The sequence below is a fragment of the Paenibacillus sp. FSL H8-0332 genome, from assembly GCF_037963835.1.
Taxonomy (GTDB): domain Bacteria; phylum Bacillota; class Bacilli; order Paenibacillales; family Paenibacillaceae; genus Paenibacillus_AQ; species Paenibacillus_AQ rhizoplanae.
This window is the reverse complement of sequence record NZ_CP150145.1, coordinates 2,628,973-2,644,970: the sequence shown is the minus strand read 5'-3', so window position 1 is coordinate 2,644,970 and position 15,998 is coordinate 2,628,973. Positions and strand designations below refer to the sequence as shown.

Annotated in this window: 12 protein-coding genes; 5 read left to right on the top strand and 7 right to left on the bottom strand. The window is 53.0% G+C overall.

Annotated elements, in window-relative coordinates; translation table 11 throughout:
• Positions 1–93: 93 nt before the first annotated feature.
• The 4 genes from NST43_RS11235 to NST43_RS11220 all read left to right on the top strand — a co-directional run bounded on the left by NST43_RS11235 (position 94) and on the right by NST43_RS11220 (position 3,478).
• Positions 94–789 (top strand): response regulator transcription factor, encoded by a 696-nt coding sequence (locus tag NST43_RS11235; RefSeq protein WP_339224471.1) that lies wholly within the window; start codon positions 94–96, stop codon positions 787–789.
• Positions 782–1,879: a HAMP domain-containing sensor histidine kinase gene (locus tag NST43_RS11230; RefSeq protein WP_339224469.1), complete on the top strand. Its 1,098-nt coding sequence runs from the start codon at positions 782–784 to the stop codon at positions 1,877–1,879. The genes NST43_RS11235 and NST43_RS11230 overlap by 8 nt, the downstream gene beginning before the upstream one ends.
• A gap of 178 nt (positions 1,880–2,057) precedes the next feature.
• Positions 2,058–2,915 carry a M15 family metallopeptidase gene (locus NST43_RS11225; RefSeq protein ID WP_339224468.1) on the top strand — a complete coding sequence of 286 codons (858 nt, stop codon included), beginning with the start codon at positions 2,058–2,060 and terminating at the stop codon, positions 2,913–2,915.
• 80 nt (positions 2,916–2,995) lie between these two features.
• Positions 2,996–3,478, top strand: a complete 483-nt coding sequence (locus NST43_RS11220; RefSeq protein WP_339224467.1) for a VanZ family protein — start codon at positions 2,996–2,998, stop codon at positions 3,476–3,478.
• 29 nt (positions 3,479–3,507) lie between these two features.
• On the opposite strand, the gene NST43_RS11215 is transcribed toward NST43_RS11220, so the two are convergent.
• The 3 genes from NST43_RS11215 to NST43_RS11205 form a co-directional block, all read right to left on the bottom strand.
• Positions 3,508–4,524, bottom strand: coding sequence for a hypothetical protein (locus NST43_RS11215; protein WP_339224466.1), 1,017 nt, complete (start codon positions 4,522–4,524; stop codon positions 3,508–3,510).
• A gap of 19 nt (positions 4,525–4,543) precedes the next feature.
• Complete coding sequence (gene cysK, locus NST43_RS11210; protein WP_339224464.1) at positions 4,544–5,467, bottom strand: cysteine synthase A; 924 nt, start codon at positions 5,465–5,467, stop codon at positions 4,544–4,546.
• A gap of 388 nt (positions 5,468–5,855) precedes the next feature.
• Complete coding sequence (locus NST43_RS11205; RefSeq protein WP_339224462.1) at positions 5,856–9,767, bottom strand: discoidin domain-containing protein; 3,912 nt, start codon at positions 9,765–9,767, stop codon at positions 5,856–5,858.
• Positions 9,768–10,008: 241 nt separating this feature from the next.
• Between NST43_RS11205 and NST43_RS11200 the strand changes: the two genes are divergently transcribed.
• The gene (locus tag NST43_RS11200) at positions 10,009–11,091 is read left to right on the top strand and encodes a nucleotidyltransferase domain-containing protein (RefSeq protein ID WP_339224461.1); all 1,083 of its coding nucleotides are present in this window, start codon (positions 10,009–10,011) and stop codon (positions 11,089–11,091) included.
• Between the two features lie 48 nt (positions 11,092–11,139).
• Here NST43_RS11200 and NST43_RS11195 read toward each other — a convergent pair whose 3' ends face one another.
• The 4 genes from NST43_RS11195 to NST43_RS11180 all read right to left on the bottom strand — a co-directional run bounded on the left by NST43_RS11195 (position 11,140) and on the right by NST43_RS11180 (position 15,891).
• Positions 11,140–12,843 carry a methyl-accepting chemotaxis protein gene (locus tag NST43_RS11195; protein WP_339224459.1) on the bottom strand — a complete coding sequence of 568 codons (1,704 nt, stop codon included), beginning with the start codon at positions 12,841–12,843 and terminating at the stop codon, positions 11,140–11,142.
• Between the two features lie 203 nt (positions 12,844–13,046).
• Complete coding sequence (locus NST43_RS11190; protein ID WP_339224458.1) at positions 13,047–13,745, bottom strand: cyclic nucleotide-binding domain-containing protein; 699 nt, start codon at positions 13,743–13,745, stop codon at positions 13,047–13,049.
• A 75-nt stretch (positions 13,746–13,820) separates the two neighbouring features.
• The gene (locus tag NST43_RS11185) at positions 13,821–14,354 is read right to left on the bottom strand and encodes a hypothetical protein (RefSeq protein WP_339224456.1); all 534 of its coding nucleotides are present in this window, start codon (positions 14,352–14,354) and stop codon (positions 13,821–13,823) included.
• A 1-nt stretch (position 14,355) separates the two neighbouring features.
• Positions 14,356–15,891, bottom strand: a complete 1,536-nt coding sequence (locus tag NST43_RS11180) for a DUF4173 domain-containing protein (RefSeq protein ID WP_339224454.1) — start codon at positions 15,889–15,891, stop codon at positions 14,356–14,358.
• Positions 15,892–15,998 lie beyond the last annotated feature (107 nt).

Below are 15,998 nucleotides of genomic sequence, written 5' to 3'. Positions count from 1 at the left end.
TAGCAGTTAGCGAAACAATATCCGATAGGTTACACTAGGATTGAAGCACAATCAAGGATAATTTCATGCTGACACTACAGGAGAGATAATGAAATGAAACGAATTACGATTCTTGTCGCCGACGACGATGCGGAAATTGCCGATCTGATCGGACTGCATTTGGAAAAAGAAGGCTACCACCCCATAAAGGTTACAAACGGCCCGGCGGCGGTGCAGGTCATCCAGTCCAGGCACATCGACCTGGCGATTCTGGATATTATGATGCCCGGGCTGGACGGGTATGAGGTAACCCGGCAGATCCGGGAGCAGCATGGGCTGCCGATTATTTTTGTGAGCGCGAAGACTTCGGATCTGGATAAAATCACCGGTCTTGTCATCGGTGCTGACGATTATATGACCAAGCCCTTCAATCCCATGGAACTGGTCGCCAGAGTGAACGCGCAGCTCAGACGTTCCATGAAGCTTAACCAGCCGGTTACCGAGCAGAAGGCCGTGGTGGAAGCCGGGGGGCTGATCGTTGATCCGGACCGCCGTTCCGTGACCTTGTATGGAAATGCTGTGGAGCTGACGCCGAAGGAATTCGATATCCTGTATTTGCTCGCCAGCTACCCTAAGAAAGTATTCAGCGCCGAGCAGCTTTTTCAGCAAATCTGGGGTGAGGCTTATTATGAAGGCGGGAACACTGTGATGGTCCATATCCGCACCTTGCGCAAAAAGCTGGGCGATGACCAGAGTAAAAATACATGGATCAAAACGATCTGGGGTGTGGGGTACACGTTCAATGGCTAACCTTGTCCGCAGCTTCCGCTTCAAAATGATATCACTGCTGGTACTCAGCATGATTTGCTCCGGCGCTATTACCTTTGTACTCTACAAAAGCCTGCAAATGTATTATACCTCTCAGGTGAAGTATGAAGACAAGCTTACCCGCTTCCGTTATCTGATTGCCGATTTCGGCGACCTGAATTTCTTCCTGATCTTCTTCATCCCGCTGGCGCTGCTGTTCTTCTTCCTGTTCACCAAGCCGTATGCCCGCTATTTCAAAGAAATCTCGCATCATATCCGGCTGCTGGCTAACGGCGATTTCAAAAGCCGGATTCAAATCCATTCTAACGATGAGTTCGAGGATATCGCCGCTGACCTTAATCAGGCCAAGGATAAGCTGGAGGAAGCGGTGGAACGCGGGGACTTCGCGGAGAACAGCAAGGACAAGCTGGTGCTGAATCTGGCTCATGACCTGCGGACTCCGCTGACCTCTGTACTCGGCTACCTGGATCTGGTACTGAAGGACGGGGAGTTAACCGCCGAACAAGTTAAACATTACACCACGATTGCCTACACCAAATCACAGCGGCTGGAAAAGCTGATCGACGAGCTATTCGAGATTACCCGGATGAATTACGGCATGCTTACCGTGGAGCAGCGCCCCCTTGATCTGAGCGAGCTGCTGGTCCAGCTGAACGAGGAATTGTATCCTCTGCTGGAGAACAACGGGCTGACAGCCCGGATTGAGGTCACTCCGCAGCTCAAAATTACCGGGGACGGGGAACTGCTGGCCCGGGTGTTCGAAAACCTGCTGACCAATGCGGTGCGTTACGGCAAAGACGGCCGTTATGTCGATATCCGCTGCTATCCGGAGGGCGGGACCATCGTTGTCCAGGTTATGAATTACGGGGATATGATCCCGGCGGCGGACCTGCCTTTTCTGTTCGATATGTTCTATACGGGCGACCGGGCGCGGACCCATCAGGAAGGCAGTACCGGGCTGGGATTGTTCATTGCCAAAAATATCGTCGAGCAGCATCAGGGGACGATCTCCGTACAGAGTGACACGATCCGCACGCTCTTCGAGGTCCGTCTGCCGGGTCTGATCCACTAGTCTGCTCCAGCTATAGCCGAAGTGTTGCCGTCCTTTTAGAAGGACGGTTTTTTTGCATGTACATTTCAAGCTGGAACACTTTAAGCGGAGACGTTTTAAGAAAAACTTTATCTTTCCCCCACTTCTATTTAAACACACTCCTCTATGCTTAAGTCATTGAAACAAGGAGGACGAGAACATGAAGAAATGGTTATTCGTAATTGTGATTGCTGTGCTGATCGGTTATGAGTGGATGTCCAGGGATCAAGAGGATGCTAAGGCAGACCTGAATATTAAGACGGTACAAGTCTCTACAGATAAAGGTTCGAAGAATCTGACAGTGATCCCGAAGGGCCAGATCTATCAGGGGAACCTGCTCCTGGTCAACAAGGATTATCCCGTTCAGCCCTCGGGTGTCAGCGCGGATATTGTAAGGCTAACCGATTATGAAGAGCTGACTTCCGGCTACGGGCTGCTGGATCACAAAACGCTGCTCTCCAGGCAAGTGGCAGAGAAATTCACAAAGATGGTACACGCTGCAGCCGGGGAGGACATCAACAGCTTCCTGATCAGCAGCGGCTACCGGGACAATGAGAAGCAGAAGCAGTTATATGAGGAAAAAGGAGCAGATTACGCTCTTCCGCCCGGATACAGCGAGCATAACCTGGGCTTGTCGCTTGACATCGGCTCCTCCCAAATGGCCATGAGCCATGCCCCTGAAGGGCAATGGCTGCGGGACAATGCATGGGATTACGGCTTCATTCTACGCTATCCTGAGGATAAAACAGATATCACCGGCATCAAGTATGAGCCCTGGCATTTCCGGTATGTAGGACTTCCGCACAGTGTGATTATGCGCGACAAGAACTTCACGCTGGAAGAATACCTTGAATTCCTTAAGGAGCAGAAGTCGATTGCCACTACCGTTAACGGCGTCGAATATCAGATTTCCTATATCGAAGTTAACGGGAACACTCCAGTTCCCACCCCTGACGCCCAGCACATTGAGTTCTCTGGCGACAATATGAACGGTGTGATTATGACGGTATATCCTTAATGACTAAGCCATATAACATTACAATCTACAGAAAGCGGTGATCTGAAATGAATCAGGCACACAAGCGGACAAAATACGGTTTGCAGGTACTGTTTATCGTCTACGTATATATTCTGTTCAAAATTATTTTGTTCAAATTCGGTTCGATGGATCTCCCATTTCTATGGCAGCAGCTTCAACACAGCCCGGACCATGTTGCCGCCAGTCTGAGAAGCGGAAATCTGGTCCCGCTGGCCACCTTATCCAATACCTATCATCATCTCAGCACAAGCACTGTCGTTAATTTCCTGGGGAATATCGCCTTATTCATTCCTTATGGCATCTTCCTGGTGCTGTTATCTCCGAATGGAAAAGGCAGCGGCTCCTTCACCGGTGTACTGCTGTGGTCCTTCGCGTTAAGCGCGGTGCTGGAATGCTCACAAGCCGTCTTCTATATCGGAACGTTTGATGTGGATGATCTTCTGCTGAACACCTTCGGCGGGATGTTGGGATATCTGCTGATTCACCCCATCATGATGATGTATATGACAGGCAGACAAGGCTCCTCCGTCACCCAGAAGTGACGGGGAGCCTTGCTTTCCGTTCGCCCTGCTCACAAGGGAGAGGTATAGCGGCCATATTCGATCGCAAGCTCTGTAAAGCCATTGCCTTCCTGCTTCAGGAAAAAGCTGTTCACACCCTCCGCTCCCCACCAGTTCAGCCCCAGCAGCAATCCGTCTGCTGTATGTGCCGCGAACAGCAGGGAGAACATCTGCGGGTTCACCTCACCGCCGTCATCGACACGCCAGATTGAATATTCATTATCTGTAATCTCAGCAGGATAGTCCTTGAAGCTGAGCTTCCCGTCTTCCTCCAGTACAAGGCTAAACAGCATCTCCTTATCTTGTCTTACGAACTGCACCAGATAGAGCTGTCTGGCCGGGCCCAGCCCGGCCAGCTTCCAGGCGGACTGGATCTTCCGGCCTTTGGCAGCTGCTACACTCTTGCGAAGCGGGTCACCGGCTGCAAGCTGCGGGCCTGCCGGGTCGGCGGGCTGAAGCTCCAGCAAGGCTGCCTGCGGAAAGACCGTAGAATCAACCAAATAATAGGTCTCATCCCGCATCGCTGCGTCACCCTCTACCTTGAATAGATAACCGGACATATTCGGTATATTATTCGCCAGCTCCCGGCCGTTGTTGTTCTCGTTACCCGTCTGCCATTTCTCCAGCTTCACAGCCAGCACCTGGCCCCCGTTCCCGATGGCAGTGTTCAGGGACTTCAACTGCTCCCCGGCTCCCTCCTCTTCCCTGGAGACGATAATATGACTCCCGGTCTCACTGGCGAATCCGAAGACCGGCTGGAGCTTGGCAGGGTCGAGCAAGGCATCCGGGGCCGGAGAAGCCGTAGCTGACGCCGAAGCAGTCGGGACCGCACTTGGCGGGCTATCCGTCTGCATTACGGCTGGCGATGGACTGGCGAAAGACGGCCCAGCCGTAGCTGCTGCACTGCTGGCAGCGTCATTGCTATTCGTCCGGGCACACCCGGTCAGGCTAAAGACTATGACTGCTGCAAGAATAAGACTTCCGGCCGCTCTTACCCGGTGCCGGAAACTGTGATTCGCTTGATTCATAGCGGGCCTCCAGTATAATTTAGTCGAAAATCCCCATGCTGAGGTAACGTTCTCCGGTATCGGGCGCGATACATAACACCCGCTTGCCCCGACCCAGGCGCCGTGCCTCCTGCAAGGCCGTCCAGACTGCGGCTCCACCGGAAGGTCCGAGCAGAATTCCCTCGGTACGGGCCAGTTCTCTTACCATCTCCAAGGCATCCTCATCGGATACCTGCACGATCTCATCGTAAATGCCGGTATTCAGAATCGCCGGCACGAAGCCCGGGCTGGTCCCCACCAGCTTATGCGGCCCGGGCTGGCCGCCGGACAGCACCGGCGAACCCTGCGGCTCCACGACAACCACACGCAGCTCTGGCAGTCGCGCGCGCAACGCCTCGCCGGTTCCGGTGATGGTGCCGCCTGTCCCGGAAGTGGCAACGAACACCTCCAGGCGCCCCTCCATCTGCTCAAGGATTTCCTTTGCTGTGGTCGTGCGGTGAATGTCCGGGTTCGCCTGATTCTCGAACTGCTGCGGGATGAAGCTGCCGGGGATATCCCGTCCCAGCTCCACCGCCTTGGCAATCGCGCCGGGCATCCGCTCCGCCGCCGGAGTCAGCACCACTTCCGCCCCGTAGGCCTTCAGGATATTGATCCGTTCCTTCGTCATATTATCCGGCATGATCAGGATCGCCTTATATCCCTTCGCTGCCGCATTCATCGCCAGTCCAATCCCGGTATTCCCGCTGGTCGGCTCAATGATGGTCCCGCCCGGCTGCAGCCGTCCGTCCAGCTCCGCCTGGAGGATCAGATTATAGGCCGCCCGGTCCTTGACGCTGCCGCTGGGATTGAACATCTCCAGCTTTACATACAGCTCCGCATCCTCCGGTCCGGTTACCCGGTTCAAGCGCACAACCGGCGTGCCGCCGATCAGCTCCGTAATATTACTTACTACCCGATTCGTCATGGGTGTGCCTCCTTTGTTTCTGTCCTTATCCTATGCACAATATAACACCCATTGTATAGTTACGGGATAGCATTTGTCGATTTTAAGGAATTGCGGCTGCAACACCGGCAATGTTGTACATTATGCAGGATTTCCAGCCGCCGAGTAGCTCTGGTCCCCGATTGTTGCACATTTTGCAGGAATAATCAGCAGATCGGGAAGTCTGAGTCCACATTGTTGTAATTTGTGCAGGTTTTCCTTTTTGCGTGCTATGAAGAGACTAATTTGTTGAAAAAAATGCAGGATTTCCTATGTCCAGCGGGATGAGAAAGCAAAAAATCGCCTCCCGGACACACGGGCGGCGGTTTTTTGTGTGCGCTGCTTCATAGAAGGCGTTGCTTCGTTCCCCCTACGGATTCACCGTTATCGTGAACGTAGAGGTCGTGTTTTTGATCGGCGTTACCGTGTTCAGGATCTTCAGGTTGTTGAAGACCACATTGCCCACCGCAGGGCCTTGGCCGGGCTCTGCCGACTCATTGGCCCAGATACCGACACCGGACTTGGCATCGAAGGCATCTCCGCTCTTGAGGGCACCGGAAATCGTAATGTTTGAGAAGATCGTATCAGCCACGGGGAACTGCGGCGTAGAGCCGGCATAATTGGTCTGGAACATAATCCCGTGATAGGTCGGGTCTACAATATCCACATCACTCACCCGGATACCCTGGAACACCTTGGAGGCGGAGAACACCCAGATGGCCGGGAAGGTCTGCGAGCCCCAGAAATGTCCGCCTGCCCGGACGACCGAGATATTCTGGAAGTTCGTCGTCGGCGAAGCGCCGAAGCCATTCATCGCATAGCCAAAATCAAGCGAACTGATCGTAATTCCTGAGTAGCAGAGCGTATCCGCGATGTAGATGTTGCGGAAGGTATTGGCATAACCGCCGTATACCGCAACACCGGCTGCCCGCCAGGTCAGGATCGAGGTCAGATTCTCATAGACGTTATCCTTCATGTCCGAGCCGCCGGAATCAATCGCCGAGAACAGCGCGAAGCTGTCATCCCCGGTAGCCCGGGCTTCATTATTGGACACGAGATTATTCGTGCTGCCGTTCGTCATGTTGATTCCGTCGGCGAAGGTGTTGCGGATACGGGAGTTCCTGATCACCATGTAGTCAGTATTGGCCCCCCAGTACATACATACCTGATGTTCGGTCCAGATGTTGTCGATCGTTATGTTCGCCACATTGGAGAAGTCGAACACCTTGCCGGGACCGTCAATCCGTGAAGTATAGTTGCCGAAGTAGGCAAACCCCGAGAAGGTTGAGCCATTCGCTGAATCTGTCGCCCGGAAGCCGATGTCTGTATTCGACTGGTTGAGCGGAGCGTAGAACCGGGTATACCACGGTCCCGCTCCGATGATTTTCACTGCCTTGCCGTAGACCTGGAATTTATTCGAGGTCTCATAGTTTCCGGCAGGAAGATAGACACCTACAAGATTACCCGTTGTATCCATACGGACCTTATCCAGCGCATTCTGCACATCCTGATGTGTGAATCCAAGCGGCACGGTATACTTGGACGGGTCAGGATTGGCAATTGGCGATACCTGCTCCAGGCTCACGAAGTCTATCGCATATTGCGAGGTGTTGCCTGCATCCTTTTGCAGCCGGATCGTGCTGCCTGCCGGAATGGTGTTATCGAACATGATATTCGCTTCATCATAAATATGGCGCGGGGAACCGGCGCTTGGCGAATTGCCCGGACTGGTCTCTGAACCATAGAGCCAGGCATACTTGGAATCCAAGGTGATGGCTTTGTTAAAGATACCATTGACATAAATATTCAGGGTCGCCGTTGTGCCGTCACCGCTGGCCGAGTCGGGAATAGAGAACCGGGTGACCAGAGTATTCGTGCTGGCTTTGGTGGTGAATTCGACATAGCTGCCTGTGGTGTTCAGTGTAACTGCCCGTCTGCCTGAAGCTTCCCCGGCCAGGTCACCGATATTCCGGTTCGGTGCCAGCTTGACTGCTCCGCCGCCGATCACTCCATCTTCCGCCTCATACATATCGTAAGGCATATTGGCCCCGCGTCCGATATAGAGCGGCTGGTTATGGATGTTGTTGGCCCGCTTTACCGCCACTTCGTTGCCGTCCACGGCAATTTCTGTTTTTACATTATATTTTCCGTTCACAGCCGTCCAGGTTCCAAGAGCCACAGGAGCTGCAGTACTTCCGGCGGCAATAACACCGTTATAAGCTCCGGTCAACGTTCTGAGGACCGCGCCTGTTGTAGCATCGGTCAAGGTCAGCGTGATGTTATGAGCGCCGCTTGCCGAGGAAGCTGATCCCTGATTCTTGATGGCTAACGCGAAGCTTACCACGTTACCCCCTGCCGGATTGCCAGGAGACCAACTGACCGGCGAGGCGATCAGATCTGAGCTGGATACCGGATTCACCGTAAGGGCTGAAGGATGCGTATAACTGTTATTGCCTTCATTCAGCTCTACAACATTGTTGCTCTCATCTACCTTGGCGCTTACCGTATAGGTTCCGGCATCCTTGGCACCAGGGCTGAAGGAGACATTAGCTGAAGCCCCAGCAGCCAGGGCACCCACGGGGGCATTTCCGGCAAGAACATTACCGAGATAAAAGCCCACATTGGTAGCTGCGGATGAAGCAGAACCGCTATTTTTCACTGTTGCGTTCAGAGTAAGAGAATCTGTCTCTACCGGTGCAGACGGACTCCATGACATTCCGGTTACCGTCAGGTCAGGATTCGCCCCCGGTGTGCCGATAATCTGGAGCTCCGCCACCTGTCCGGCGCTTGAACCCGAGTTCGCTGTGAATTTCAGCTGTAGCTCACTGACGGTTGCTGTGACCGGAATGGTCACTGCATTGATGCTGGCCGGATTAAATGTATACTCCGCCGCAGGTACCAGACTGGTGAACGTTCCTGTGGACTGGTTATGTCCCAGCACCTGGATTGTCTGGGTACGGGTTGACCAGGCTGCTGCCGGATTGAGCTTCACTACTACCGAAGTTATGTTGGCGTTCGCGCCAAGGTTAACAGTCAGCGTGTTCGGATAATCTCCCCCTGCTCCTTCCCAGTAGGTAGTGACATCTCCATCATTGGCATTGGCCGCAACAAAGGTAAAGACGGAGGATGAGGCATTCACGGCTTTGCCGATCGCCAGGTTCACGCCGGGACCTGTGGTTGGGGTTGCTGTAGGACCAGGTGTACTAGTTGGTGTTGGTACTGGTGTAGATATAGGTGTAGATGTCGGCGTTGGAGCTACGGTTGGTGTGGCAGCCGGCGTTGCGGTTGGCATAACCGTTGGCGCAACTGTTGGCGCTATCGTTGGAACGGGCGTAGGCGCAATGGTTGCCGTTGGTGTAGTTGAAGCTGTCAGTACAAGCTGATCCAGATTCACATTCCCGGAGTCGGACGCATCATATTTGTAGGCAATCGTGTTGGTTCCAGCAGCTAAGGCCACCACCTCTGCCTGCGTGGACCAGTTATCCCAGCTTGGCAGATTGGCAAGCGGCGTCTGCCTGATCTTCGTGCCGTTCACGTAGATACTCAGCGTCTTCGTACTGCCGGAGGCATTGGCATACCGCAGGGCTGCGCTGTAATTCCCTGCCGACGGAGCCGTTACCGTGAAGGTTGTGGCTGCCCCCTGCGTCAGGTAGCCGTCAACGAAGGCTGCACCGGTATAGCCGCTGTGATCGGTATTCGTCTTGGCCCCGCCGGATAAGGCGGCAGCCTCCGCTTCGTAGGTTCCGGGTGGAGAGGCCGTGGTGCCGTACACCTCAATCTCCGACAGCTGCGCAGCAGGCCAGCCGGTGTTGGCCGTGAAGTTTATTTTGATATAACGGGCGGTTGCTGCAGTAAATGGAATTGTGACGGTGTTGGAGCCGCTGGAAGGATTGAACACATACCCCGCAGAAGCAGCCAGATTACTGTATGAGGCATCATCCGTACTGCCTTGCACAGACAGCGTCTGTGTTCTGGCTTCCCAGCCCGCAGGCAGCTTCAGTACAACCTGATTCACACTGCTGCTGGCACCCAGATCCACCTTGATCCATTGCGGAAAAGCATTGCTGGCACTCTCCCAGTACGTCCCCTGGTTACCGTCATTGGCGTGCGCTGCTACATACACATCACCAACTGAGCTTGCGCTAATCGTCTTACCTTGTGCCAGATTGCCTGCCGCTGCCCCCACTGCCGGAAATAATGCGAGCTGTCCCACACATAATGCAAGCATCAGACCGTACATCAGGAACTTCCTTGCTACCGAAGACCTGGTTCTGCTGATCATTTGACAACCACCTCCCATAGATTATGGTTCTACCTTCGAGTATGCGCTTTCATAAAACAAATTATGGTAATAATATAAGATAGAGCCTGGCTCAGGTCGATGGCGTATTCTATGAAAAGTATGTGCGTACATACGGAGCGCTCAGGGAGAGAATGAACCTAACTGAAGTCGGCATACCCGTGGACGCCAGATCCTTTTACAATGAATACAACAACAAGCCACAGCGCAGGAGGAAACAGCTATGAATGAAAGTACCAGGCAGGAGCTATTATCCAAAAACGAAAAACTGATCAACATGGTGATCGAGCGGGCCAAACGGGATTTTCCAGAGGAGATTGCGGTGATCGGGCTTACGGGCTCTTGCCGTACCGGGGATTATCATGAGAAAAGCGACCTGGATCTGATCATCATCAATAACAACAACCAAGGCTGGGGCATCTCGTCATGCTTCATTCTGGGGGAGGTCGGTTATGATATCTACTGCACTCCATGGGAGACCCGGATCGAAGAACAGGCCGCGCTTGAAAGTCCGATGATCTCCTCTCTAATAGATTTGCAGGTGCTCTACTATGCCAAGCCTGAGGATCTGGAGAAGCTTAGGGTCTATCAGCAACGGGCGCTGGATGCTCTGGCGAAGCCCATGGGAAGCGATGCCCTGGAACGGGCGAAGAAGTGGATCGATCTGGCCAAGCAGGAATATGCGAATATTTGTCTTACAGAGGATAAGGGAGCCGTAAGGCTGGCTTCAGCCGAGTTGGTCTACAATCTGGTGAACGCGTTGACGCATATGAACAATACTTATTTGAAAAGAGGGCTGAAAAGATACCTGGAGGATACCGCAGCTTACCGCCATATCCCCGAGAATTATGAAACGAATTATATGAATGTGGTCTGCGCGAAGACGGCGGATGAGATCCGAAGTACCTCTGGCATTCTGCTCAAAAGTATCCTCGATCTGTACAGCACCCTGTATCAGAAATATGTAGAACAGCCTGTTCCTACCTATGATAATCTGGCGGGCACCTATGAGGAATTATGGTGCAACTACCGAAACAAGATCATCGCCAGCGCTGAAAGTAAGGATGCTTCTTACGCCTTCTACGCCGCCATGGGGGCGCAGGGTCTGCTGGATGAAATGACTGAGTCGCGGGGAACCCGGAAGTTCGAACTCATGCAGTATTTTGATGCAAGTAATCTGGATCTGTTCAAGGAACGGTTCCTGCAGGCGATGGATGACTATCTGGAGGAATATCACAGGGTCGGCCGACAGGTAGAGCAGTACGATACTATTGAAGAGCTGTACCGGCAATATATGAAGCAGTAGCGGATAAGCAAGCCCCCTCCCTTTCGTTCAGGTCGGGGGCTTGCTTATTTATACATTAAAACGTGCCACCAAACCTTGCAGCCCTTGCGCCAGCATGCTGAGTGCACTGGCAGAAGAGGTGATCTGTTCCACTGAAGCCATCTGCTCTTGCGATGCAGCAGATACTTGCTGTGTACTTGCCGCTGTGGTCTCCGAGATATGCGTAACTGTGCGGATGGAGTCTACAATTTCCTCCGTCGCTGCCGTGATTTCCTCTACCGCACCGGATACCTCCTGAACCTGTCCCGCCAGTGAATCAATCGAGAGGCGGATGGCATTGAAAGACTGCCCGGCCTCTTCAATGATATGGGTTCCGCCCAGCACTTCGTTCATACTATTCTTCATCACCTTCACTGCATGGTCAGCATCCGCCTGGATTCCAGTTGCCATTTCTGCAATCTGATTGGCGGAATCTGCGGACTCTTCGGCCAGCCTGCGTACTTGATCGGCTACCACAGCAAACCCTCTGCCATGCTCTCCAGCCCGCGCCGCTTCAATGGTTGCATTCAGTGCCAGCATATTCGTCTCCGAGGCGATTCCCTTGATCACCCCGACAATGCTGCTTATGTCCTGTGAACGCTTCACGAAGCCCATAACCTTCTGCGATAACGACTGAATGGATGCATTGATGGAATCCATCTGCCGGACAGCAGATTGCAGGGATAGATCCCCGGCCACCGCATACTCTGCAGAACGCAGGGAAGCTTCCGAGATATCCTGCACACTGGCAGCAATCAGCTGAATGCCGTCTGACATTTCAATAATCGTGTTCATGTTAGTCTGCAGGTCATTCATCTGCATGCCCGCACCACTTGCGACCTCACCCATAATCCCGGCGATCTTCTCGGTAGCTTTGGCGGTCATTCCGCTATCCGAGGTCAGCTTCACTGAAGAAGCTGCCAGACCGTTCGCCGATAGCTTCACCTGGGTGATCATCGTTGCCAGATTATCGGTCATTTTATTGAAATTCCGGGCCAGCTCACCGATCTCATCCTTCGTCTGTACACTAAGCTTGCGGGTCAGATCGGCATCGCCGTCGGCAATCTCCTGGAGCTGCCTATTCACATCACTCAGCGGCTTCAGAATCCGTGCAGACAATACAAATGCGATCAGCAGGGCCAGTACCACCGATAATCCCGTAACCCCCATGCTGGTAATCATAGAGGAGCTGCGGTGGGTTGCCGCCTGACTCTGTTCTTTCATAATTTCATCATGCAGCATCGTCTCAAACACTAGCTGTGAATTGATGATAGTCTCCAGGGAGAGACTCGTGAACGACTTCTGCGCTTGCGGGAAATCCCCTTCCTTGGCCAAGGCAAAAGCCTGCTCCAGCACCGTCAGATAATTGTCCCATTCCCCCTCCAGATTCTGAATTCCCGCAAGCTCAGCTTCATTCAGACCGGCTCCCTTAAGCTCTTCGACTGAGGCTGTAATCTCCGGTATCTTGGCTTCATAGGCGGTCAGATTGGCTGTTCTCTCCTCAGTGGTATTACTCATCACATACCTTGCGGCCAGACCGTCCGCCGTACGGATATCATCGGTTAATTTCTGTACCATCGACAGCTTGCTGTAATTGCGGTTGATCTGATCTGTAAGCATAGTCACCTTAGCCTGAAATATAGTACTGCCGAATATAGCGAGAATGAACACGATAATGACAGCGGCGAAGCCAAACATGATTTTGGCCCGGATTCCTCTAAGTCTGTTGAACATTATAACTACCTCCACTCGATATGTAAGCTCTACTGTGTTGCCCGCTGGTCAGTCCTCCTTCTGCGCGGTACTAATGTTGTCCTCATGCGTGTATCTTACTTCATCATTCTTAAATGAAACTGAAATTCGCTGAACACAAAAAAAACCGCCATCCCTGCCAAGGCAGAAATAGAGGTTCTCTGAATTACTTCCTATAATCCGGTTCAATCGTACAAGTTCCCGTTCGCCAGCAGAGCCAGCCGCTCCTCATCCCGCACAATCAGGCGGCCGTTCCTGCGTTCAATAATCCCGTCTTCAATGAGGCGGCGCACCACCCGGTTCAGATGCCGGTAAGAGGTGCCAAGCAGATCGGCTGTCTCTGTCAGTGTGGAGGTGCGAATCTCTTCTACGCGCTGGGCACCAGTGTTGTCCGCGAACAGCGACATCAGGTAGCTGGCGAACCGGTTCTCCACCGGATAGAGCACATTCATGGCTGAGGTCTGGCCGAGTGTGTACATTTTGTGGCTCAGCTCTCCTACCAGGAAACGCAACAGCGCTGTATTATCTTCAATCTCACGGAGCAGCAGCTTCCTTCCGGCGACAAGCAGCAGGCTGTCCCCTACAGAGACCACCTCATTCTTGACCGGATACTGGCGCAGCAGCTCCACATCCCCGATCACCGACATCGGCCGGGCGAACCGGACCAGCATTGACTTGCCGTTAGGCAGCAGTGTATGAATCTTCAGCTTGCCCTGCATCAGGAAAAACATATGCTCCAGCCGGTCGCCCACCGAGCAGACGGCCTCCCCGCCGCCGTAACGCCGAAGCTCCATCTGGGCAATGGCGCTGCTGCTGAACATGGCTGTGAGGCCATTCTGCTCGGTAAGGCTCCGAACCGCCTCCGGATTTATAATTGATTGCATGAGTTTCTTCTCTCCTTGTGTCATTTCTGCTGAAATTACTGTATCACAAGTCAAAGCCCGGAAGCTATTTCTGCGCTACCTCATCTCTGCATCATCCAGGCGGATCTCCGCTACAGTTCCGTCCGGTGAGCACCAGAATTCCAAGGTTACCCCGCGTTTGTGATCGATGTACCCGATGATATCGGCTGTCTGCTCATTGCTCTTGTAGTACTTCTCTCCATAGAGATCAAGCACGCTCTGTTTGCTGTCTCCAAGCCCAATACCCATCACTGTATGGAGCGGGTCCGCCGAGTGGTCCATGTCCGCAGCTGTGATCATAATCCGCTTAATGGAACCTTGCTTCGGCCCGGAATGAACTGAGGCGGTAACCAGACCGTCTTTCCAGTGGCGGTAGTCGAAATGCTCATTGTCCTCTTCACTTAACGGGCTGCCATATAGCTTAAGCAATTGGCTGTCATTGATATTGTCCTGTAAGCTCACGCCGCCGAGGGTCTCACGGGCCAGGCTGGTGGATGGGGTCAGCTTCGCGGAATAGGCCGAGAGATGAACCGCAGAGAACCCGGCCAGAACCAAGGTTATCACGAGGATTACAATCCGTTTTATACTCATCTTAGTCTAACGTGCCTCCTGCAAAATATTCCGCAAGCGCTCTACGCTCCCGGTGATTCGCCAGATTGAAAGACGGCCAGCTCTGCTTAGGCTGAGCGCGTTCAGACAGTCTGCTGCGCAGCGCCTCGTCCAGAATCCCCTTCTCCTGCTTGCTGAACCCGATCAGCTCTGGAACCACATCTGCGGAGAGCCCGGCCAAGTAACCGGCATCCAGTGTGCCGCTTGCTTCATAACGCTGGATATTCTGCTTCGCAATAATATGATCCATCCCTATATAGTTCATCAGCACATAGGAGAGCAGTCCGAGCACAATGTAACATTTTAGAAGCGGGAAGGGTTCACGGCTAATCCGCACGGCCGCCAGCACCAGCAGCAATCCAAGGAAGATCATGAAGGCATGAACCAGGAACCGGATGTAGGTGTAACCGTACGCTTCTTCATATAGAGTCAGCCGCGAGTATGCAGAATACAGCATGACCATGGAGCAAAGAACCAGAATGTACAGCAGGAGCTGGATCACCCGCTTCAGGATACCGCCCGCTTTGCGCACTGCCAATAAGGACAGCAGCAAGATTGCGAAGTTAATGGATGTGACCAGAATCAGCTCCAGAAAACCGCTCCGCGCATAGTCCGCATACGTGCTGTTCTCCGGCAGAATTCCGTCCCAGGCCCCGAACAGATACGAGAACTGGACACTCACAAATAGCATGTACACCGCATTAATTGCAGTCAGCACGGTAGTGATAATGACCGGATCATCAAGACCGATACCCTCCTCCCCTGCTTCAGCTGCCTCCAGCTTCTGTCCCATCGCATCAAACTCACTGACCAGAGGAGTGCGGATATAGGATTTACTCTGTACGAACCCCCAGACGAAGCCGAACATGCCCAGCCCGAGCAGCAGAACCCACAAGCCCCGGAAGATCCAGTCCCCCAGTGAAATATTGTCAAAAATCCCCGGGAGTGCTTCCAGCAGCTGACCGAACACTCCGTCCGCCGTAGAGAGCAGCGAGATCACAATCAGCAGCAGCGGTACGGAAATCAGCAGGCCGATCAGCACCCGCATCAATACCTGTTTGCGTTCATTCGCCATCCCGCCCTTGCCCCGGCGCAGCAGCCTCAGTGCCGTCGACCAGTTGCGCAGACTTTGCGGGAACAGATGCTCAAGCGCCGCGCCGATCAGTGCGAATCCGCTCCAGGCGGGCTTGCGGTAACTAAGCATATACGTCATATGTAGTAAAATAAGCACCGGAATAACAACGATATTAAGCGCAAAGAAAAACCAGTTGCCAAACAGCATATAGGTCAGGGACAACAGAAATATGGACACCATCCAAACATAGCTGAACCAGGTCTGCTTGCGCAGCTGCTCCTTGGCGAAATAGAGCATAAAAGCATAAAATAAGACCACAAAAATCGGGTATGAGATCCCCGGCATTTTGCCGTAGAACAGGTACTGATGCACAACCGCAAGCAGAAATGCGGCCAATAAGGCTATACGCCCAAGCCCCGGTTTGGATACCGTTTGTTCATCCATGGTAGATTCCCCCATCTTTTTACTGTCATATCCTAATTCTAGCTGATAAAATAAGAAGAAAAAGAGAAATATATTATTATTAATTTCCTATTTTATAAATTAGGCAG